General features: G+C 76.4%; 1 protein-coding gene. It reads left to right on the top strand.

What is annotated here, in order from left to right; genetic code table 11:
- Positions 1-79 precede the first annotated feature (79 nt).
- Positions 80-226 carry a DUF5709 domain-containing protein gene (locus RM590_RS36195; protein WP_394814046.1) on the top strand — a complete coding sequence of 49 codons (147 nt, stop codon included), beginning with the start codon at positions 80-82 and terminating at the stop codon, positions 224-226.
- The last annotated feature ends 28 nt before the right edge of the window (positions 227-254 follow it).

Genomic DNA, 254 nt, shown 5'->3' with positions numbered 1-254 from the left:
GCGGCGCCGCGACCGCCGAGGAGGCGGCGATGCACATCGCCGAGGACGAGCAGGAGGAACGGGCCGAGGGGTTCGGTACCTGAGCCGTCCACGGGGGCCGCCGGTCTCAGCCGCGCGGCGGCCGCCAGACGTCGGCATCGACGGCGGCGCCGCGACCGCCGAGGAGGCGGCGATGCACATCGCCGAGGACGAGCAGGAGGAACGGGCCGAGGGGTTCGGTACCTGAGCCGTCCACGGGGGCCGCCGGTCTCAGC

The organism is Streptomyces litchfieldiae, assembly GCF_031845365.1.
Classification (GTDB): Bacteria; Actinomycetota; Actinomycetes; order Streptomycetales; family Streptomycetaceae; genus Streptomyces; species Streptomyces litchfieldiae.
The sequence above is the reverse complement of the archived record's forward strand: the minus strand, read 5'-3'. Positions and strand labels throughout refer to the sequence as shown.